Origin of the sequence: Streptomyces beigongshangae (assembly GCF_019710745.1) — a bacterium.
GTDB lineage: Bacteria > Actinomycetota > Actinomycetes > Streptomycetales > Streptomycetaceae > Streptomyces > Streptomyces beigongshangae.
The window spans coordinates 1-6,139 of the sequence record NZ_JAHKJW010000128.1 but is presented as its reverse complement, the minus strand read 5'-3'; the positions used below and the strand labels follow the sequence as shown (position 1 = coordinate 6,139).

Genomic DNA, 6,139 nt, shown 5'->3' with positions numbered 1-6,139 from the left:
GGATCATGACACCCACCAGCAAGAACATGTCACCCGCAATCACGCACCAGCTCGTTAGGGCTCGCAAAGAATCAACATGCTGGTTTGATCTTCGTAGGGCTGCTGTTGGCGAGGAACGCGTTGACGTCGGTGGGTGACCGGAATCTTGCTGTCGAGGGTGGAATGGTGCAGTCGTGCTCGGCCAGGAAGGGCTGGACTTGGTGAACGGCCCTGGTGAGGGTGCTGGTGGTGACTCCGAAGAGCTGGGCGAGGAGGTCGTGGGTGCCGAGTTTGCGCAGGTAGAGCACGGTGGCCAGGACTCTGTCGGCGGTGGTCAGCTTGTCCTTGGCTCCACCGCCCCGAGCACGAATGCGTGCGCCTCCTCGCTGCTGGAGCCGTCCCTTCTCACGCAACGTGTCGATTTTCTCAGCCAGTTGGCTGATGAGTTCGTCCAGCGCCGGTTCAGGCATGCCGGTCAGCTCTGAGTTGCGCAGGTAGCTGGTGCAGGGCTGCAGGGGTGGGCCGCTGGCTGGCCGTGAGGCAGTGGCTGCGTTGGTGGGGTCGTGAGGTCGGGGGTGGAGGGTGTAGTTCCAGTCGCCGTGGAAACGGTGCCGGTGCATGGGCAGAGCGTCGATGTCGCTGTCGGTGACCTTGATGCCGGTGTCATAGGTGCCCGAATCGAGTTCGGCGTGGACGGTCAGTCCGGTGCGGGTGGTGGTTGCCGCGATGCTGTTGACGATGATGTCGTGACTGGTCAGTGGGCGGCCGCGCCAGTTCATGGAGATGTGGGAGAACAGCCGGTGCTCGATCTTGTTCCACTTCGAGGTGCCCGGCGGCATGTGGCAGACCGTGATGTCCAGGCCAGTCTCGGCGGCCAAGGCTGCCAGTTCGCTCTTCCAGGTGCGGGTGCGGTAGCCGTTGGAACCGCCTGCGTCCGCGGTGATCATCAGACGGGTGGCGGCCGGGTAATCGTGCCGGCCGCGGGCCTGCCACCAGCGGCGGATGGAAGCGACGGCGAACGCGGCGGTGTCGTGATCGGTGCCGACACTCACCCAGCCGGTGTTTATGGCGATGTCATAGATCCCGTAGGGGATCGCCTTGCCGGGCCCCTGCCGGTCCAGGAAGTCGTGCGTCTTGACCAGGACCGGATCACCGGACGGCCGCCACTGGCGGCCGGCGTTCTTGTAGTTGCCGACGAGTTCTTTCTTCTTCGTGTCCACGCTGATCACCGGCTGGCCGGCGTCCATGTGCCCTTTGGCCTGCTCGTTGATGTAGCGGAACTGGGCGTCGCGGTCCGGGTGCTGCCTACCCTCGAGCATCTTGGCGCCGGCCTGCAGGCTGAAGCCCTCCTCACGCAGCAGGTCCCCGACCGTGTCCGCGCTCACCCGGTGCCCCTGACCGGTGAGCGCGACCGCCAGGCTCCTGGTCGACTTCACCGTCCAGCGCAGCGGCGACATCGGATCGCCCCGCTCATCGGGTTCCACCAGTGCCAGCAGCGCGGGCCGCAGCCCAGGATCAAGATCTGCGGACCGCTTGCGGCCACCACCGGGCCTGCGTACCCGACCCAGAGGTTCCTCGCCGGCTTCCAGTTCGTCCACGCCCTTGCGGACCGTCGTCTCACTGACATGGGCCGCCCGTGCGACCGCCCGGATACCGCCGTGTCCCAGGATCCGGGCCTCGGCCCTCATCAGCAGCCGCCGCTGCCGTTCATCAAGGTGCGGGAACAACACCTCCAACCTCACAGCGAGTTGACCGCGGACCTCGTCGGAGATGCTCATACCACAACAACGAGCCGCATCACGGGAAGCAACACCTTGATTCTCTGCGAGCCCTTAGTGAACTGCGCGTTCTCCTTCTGCTGGGACCAGGGGTTCGCCCCGCCCGGACCGCTGGACGCCACCGCACCGGAGCCCTGCCCCGACGAGGGGACAGAGAGGGGGAGCCGACACACCCCACCAGCCCCAACCGCCTTGCTGGCCCAGGGCCTTACGTGCTGTCCGAGCCTGGCTCACCCCAGCGATCACCCTGACCCGCTGGTGGCGGGCCTGGACCGACCAGGACCCGCCACCCGAACTCCAAGCCCTCCTCGACGCGGTCACCGCCGGAAGACCTCTTGATCTCTACCGCCGGGTTTAACGGACTACTGGTAGCACGTTGGCTGGGCATGGGTGGAGTGATTTCAGCGGATGATCCGAAGTGGATCGAGCCGTTCTCGGGACTGTCCGAGGCGCAGTTCGCCAGGCTGGTGGTGTTGGTGCGGCGTCGTGGTGGTGACGTTCAGCGCGGCCGGCGGTGGCGGCTGCCACTGGAAAATCGGGTGTTGCTGGTGGCGACGTACTGGCGCACGAACTTGACGTTGCGGCAGGTAGCACCGTTGTTTGGGGTGTCGAAGTCCACGGCTGACCGCATCCTCGATCATCTCGCACCCCTGCTGGCCATCTCTCCCGCGCGCCGACCACGCAAGGACACCGTATACATCGTTGACGGCACCCTGGTGCCCACCCGTGACCGCCGCGTGGCCGCGTCCAGCAAGAACTATCGGTACTCGACGAACCTGCAGGTCGTCATCGACGCCAACAGTCGCCTGGTGGTGGCAATCGGCCTCCCACTGCCCGGCAACCGCAACGACTGCCGGGCGTTCACGGAGTCGCGTGTTGACCAGGCATGCCGCGGAGCGCCGGTCATCGCCGACGGCGGTTATCAGGGCACCGGCCTGCTCATCCCGCACCGCCGGCGACGCGGCCAGACGCATCTCAGCCCGGAGCAGGAGGCAGAGAACGCCGCCCATCGCCGGGCTCGAGCCCGGGTCGAACACGCCCTGTCCCGGCTGAAGAACTGGAAGATCCTGCGAGACTGCCGCCTCAAAGGTAACGGCGTGCACCAGGCCATGCTCGGCATCGCCCGCCTGGACAACCTCGCTCTCTCGGTATAGGAGCGAACCGCCTCTCAACTACATCACGCCCGGATGGGAAAGGCGCCGCGCACCAGACTGCCTACCGGCATCAGTCCGGATCAATCGCACCAGACCGCCGCCCGCTACGAACGAGAGTCACGGTCCCGCACGGCGCTGAGACCGCCGCCGTCGTTGAAATACCAATAGGCATGTGCCTGGCGGCGCGCATCGCGTATGCCGCTCGTAGCAGCCGCTTCGATTCTCTGCGCTTCCGAACTGGAACCCATCCGGCGCCGCTGCCGACGCACCAGCACCACCACGGCGGCCGCCCCAACGGACACGACTGCTGTCACAGCCAATGACAGGTAGACCATCGTCACCCCGTGTTCACCTCGGACCGTTCACCACGATCCGTGCTCCGACGTCGATCGCCGACGGCCCTCCGACGGTATGCAGTGAACGACGGGAGATGAAGCGATCTTCCCGGCACCAACACCTCGCAGAACTCTGCCGCCTTCCGGCAGCCGCACAGCCCGCGTACCCGCTCTGCTCCGTGACAGAGATGACGTGGGCATACGGGACAACCTCTAGAAGAGCTGGAAGCGGTCCATCACCCCGCGCGGCGGGTAGAACGCTCCCAGCAGCATGAACTGGTGGGGCCGTTTGTGCAGGTTGCCGACGAAGAAGTGCAGGTCCCGCTGCGGACCGGCGATCTCGGTGAACCACCGCTGTCGGATTTTGTCCTCCAGCATTCCCGGTGCGTACAGGCGACGCCATTTCAAGTACGCCGCCCCCGCCTCCCAGTCCAGCAGCCCGATCTCGTGTCCTCTGCAGCGCTCGTCATCGCAGCGGAAGCTGTAGACGAACCGGTAAGGCAGTGCCTCCAGTGCCTTGCGCTCCTGGTCGAAGATGTTCATCTGCGAGGCCATCATGTCCTGCCACGCGGACCGTTCATCGGCCTTGACCAGCCGAAAGCTCTTGATCTCAGCGGGCCGGAACACCCCCAAGGATGTCCCGTTCGACTCCTGCTCCCGCTTGATCTGGCACAGCGAGGCCGCGACGAGCGGACGTACCCACTCGGCCCGCCGATCCCAGGATGGGATCGGCCATGAAGTTCCGGTGAATCCTCCCGCCCCACGGGATTGCGCTTTTTCGCAGGTCAGGGCCGGTGTCTTCTGTGGGGATGATCAGTGTTGCGAAGGTGCAGAGACGGAATACCTGGCGCTACTACGTGCGTGGAGTCGCGTTCGGGGACGGCCGCCGCCCCGCCGGTCAGGCGTTGAAGGACGCTCAGGAGATGGCTGGACTCCCGCCCGGGGTGTGGAGAGGGCTTGGCCTGGCCGCGCTCGGGCTCACCGCCGGGCAGGCGGTGACGGAGCGGCAGACGGAGCTGGTGTACGGGCAGGGCCGGCACCCGCACGCCGACCGTATGGAGCGCGAGCTCCTGGACGACGGCGTCGACCCGGCCACGGCACGGCGGGCCACCGTCCTGGGTCAGCCGATCGAGGAGGTCGAGCAGCGGGGGCAGACCCCGTTGCTGGCTCTGGACTTGGTGTTCCGGCCGCAGGCGTCACTGGTTGTGCTGTGGGCGCTGGGGGATGACTGGACGCGCCGGGTCATCGAGCGGGCGCACGAGCGGGCCGTCGCCGCGACGCTTCGCTGGCTGGAGGATGAGGTAGCGGAAACCCGGTGGGCGTCGGGCCGGGGGCGTGCGAAGGCCCCGGCTCTGGTTGTCGCGGCGTTCCGGCACTTCGACAACAGGAACGGTTTTCCCCTCCTGCACGAGCACTGTCTGATCGCCAACCGGGTGCAGCGCCCGGACGGTTCCTGGTACGCGCTGGACACGGTCCGGCTCTACCAGCACATCGTGGCCGCCGACACGCTCTACACCCTTCAGATGATGACCGAGGTGTGCGAGGAGCTTGGGCTGGCGGCCGTGCCGAGGGAGGTGACGCCGGGCCTGCGCCCGGTGATGGAGATAGCCGGCGTCGACCAGGAGCTCATCGACTGGTCGGCCACCCGCCGCCGCCGGATCGAGGACGTCCTCGAGGGCATCACTGACGACTACGTGAAAAAGCACGGCCGGCCGCCCGGCGAACGCGTCCGCTACGGTCTGCGTGGTGGGCGGCGCAGGAGACCCGCCCGGACAAGAGACTCCGCGCCCGCTGGACCAGCTGCTCGCGTGGTGGCGTGTCTCCGCGCTCTGGAAGTTCGGGCAGCAGATGGTCGACGGGCTCCTTGAGCGGTGCCAGGCGGCCGGGGCGGCGATCCGGGCCCGGGTGAGGCCATGGGTGGACACCGCACTCGCTGTGGTCGACGTCGCCGCCGTCGTCTTCACCGTGCGCGGAGTCTTCTCCCGCCGCCACGTCCTGGCCGAAGCGCGCCGGCATCTGCTGGAGACCCTGCGCGGACGCGCCTACGTGCCCGGCATCGACAGCCACATCGCCGACCGGGCCCTGGAGCGCTACGGCCGTCAGCTCACCGTGCCCCAGAAGGGCCGGCGGACCGAGTACGTGTCCTTCTACGCCCCGGGCCCGCTCACGAAGCGCTTGTTCCTGAACACGTCGAACAGCGACCTGCCTACCCAGCTCAAACGTCGCCTGGGCAAGGCCATCGTCAGTTACGAGCGCGCCGGGAGGTGACGGCAGGGCGGGAGCCGACGTTGGCGTCCCGCCCTGCCGTCCCGCGGCTCACGCGGTGGCCGGCTCCGGCACCTCGAGAGCTTCCGCGACCCGGCGGGCCATCGTGGCCGTCTGTGGCGGCAGGTAGGTGTCCAGGGCGTCGACTCCGTCGCACAACTTCGCCTTCAGCCCGTGCAGGCACGCCTCGGTGAACAGCTTCTGCGGGTCGTCCTCGGGCCGCTGCGCCTGCTCTGAAGACACTGCCTAGCGGGCCTGACGAACTGACCTTGGTCCGGTGGGGGCAGGAGGCCGTGCTGCCGTCTCGGCCCCAGCACCACGATCGGTTCGAGCGAGTCGGCCCCGGTGTCCTAGTACTGCAACGGTCTTTGCCGTGACTGTTGGCCAGTTCGGTCGTTGGTGTGGTTATGGGTGGGGACCTTGCTGATGTCAGGGTGTGGGCGGGTGAACTCGAGGCGATGTACGAGCGGTTCGTGCACCGGTTCAGCCGGGAGGAGCCGCGTCAGTCGGTGCTGGCTTACATGCAGGGGCTGGTCGCTCCGCTGGAGCGGAAGAACGGCTGGATGCTGGGGGAGGAGGCCGGGCACGCCGGTCCCGATCGCATCCACCGGCTGCTGAACCGGATCGA

At 67.2% G+C, this 6,139-nt stretch carries 7 protein-coding genes and 2 pseudogenes; 5 read left to right on the top strand and 4 right to left on the bottom strand.

Annotation, left to right across the window (positions count from 1 at the left end):
* Positions 1 to 71 precede the first annotated feature (71 nt).
* Entirely contained in the window at positions 72 to 1,757 is a 1,686-nt protein-coding gene (locus tag KM933_RS38190; protein ID WP_260334821.1) for an ISAzo13 family transposase, read from the bottom strand.
* A 51-nt stretch (positions 1,758 to 1,808) separates the two neighbouring features.
* On the opposite strand from KM933_RS38190, the pseudogene KM933_RS40815 reads away from it, so the two are divergent.
* Both KM933_RS40815 and KM933_RS38185 read left to right on the top strand, forming a co-directional pair.
* Positions 1,809 to 2,096 (top strand): annotated as a pseudogene (locus tag KM933_RS40815) (IS701 family transposase); the annotation flags it as partial.
* A 47-nt stretch (positions 2,097 to 2,143) separates the two neighbouring features.
* A complete protein-coding gene (locus KM933_RS38185) occupies positions 2,144 to 2,911 on the top strand; it encodes a transposase (RefSeq protein WP_221362033.1) in 768 nt (255 codons plus the stop codon).
* 104 nt (positions 2,912 to 3,015) lie between these two features.
* Here KM933_RS38185 and KM933_RS38180 read toward each other — a convergent pair whose 3' ends face one another.
* Together KM933_RS38180 and KM933_RS38175 are read right to left on the bottom strand one after the other, a co-directional pair.
* Positions 3,016 to 3,252, bottom strand: a complete 237-nt coding sequence (locus KM933_RS38180) for a hypothetical protein (protein ID WP_221362016.1) — start codon at positions 3,250 to 3,252, stop codon at positions 3,016 to 3,018.
* A gap of 207 nt (positions 3,253 to 3,459) precedes the next feature.
* Positions 3,460 to 3,921, bottom strand: a complete 462-nt coding sequence (locus tag KM933_RS38175) for a hypothetical protein (RefSeq protein WP_488269395.1) — start codon at positions 3,919 to 3,921, stop codon at positions 3,460 to 3,462.
* Positions 3,922 to 4,055: 134 nt separating this feature from the next.
* Between KM933_RS38175 and mobF the strand changes: the two genes are divergently transcribed.
* Both mobF and KM933_RS40115 read left to right on the top strand, forming a co-directional pair.
* Positions 4,056 to 5,114 carry a MobF family relaxase gene (gene mobF, locus KM933_RS38170; RefSeq protein ID WP_260334819.1) on the top strand — a complete coding sequence of 353 codons (1,059 nt, stop codon included), beginning with the start codon at positions 4,056 to 4,058 and terminating at the stop codon, positions 5,112 to 5,114.
* Positions 5,115 to 5,163: 49 nt separating this feature from the next.
* On the top strand, positions 5,164 to 5,514 hold the full coding sequence (locus KM933_RS40115; RefSeq protein WP_260334818.1) for a hypothetical protein: 351 nt from the start codon (positions 5,164 to 5,166) through the stop codon (positions 5,512 to 5,514).
* A gap of 48 nt (positions 5,515 to 5,562) precedes the next feature.
* Here KM933_RS40115 and KM933_RS38165 read toward each other — a convergent pair whose 3' ends face one another.
* A complete protein-coding gene (locus KM933_RS38165) occupies positions 5,563 to 5,754 on the bottom strand; it encodes a hypothetical protein (protein ID WP_260334817.1) in 192 nt (63 codons plus the stop codon).
* A gap of 164 nt (positions 5,755 to 5,918) precedes the next feature.
* On the opposite strand from KM933_RS38165, the pseudogene KM933_RS38160 reads away from it, so the two are divergent.
* Positions 5,919 to 6,139: pseudogene (locus KM933_RS38160) on the top strand (IS701 family transposase); the annotation flags it as partial.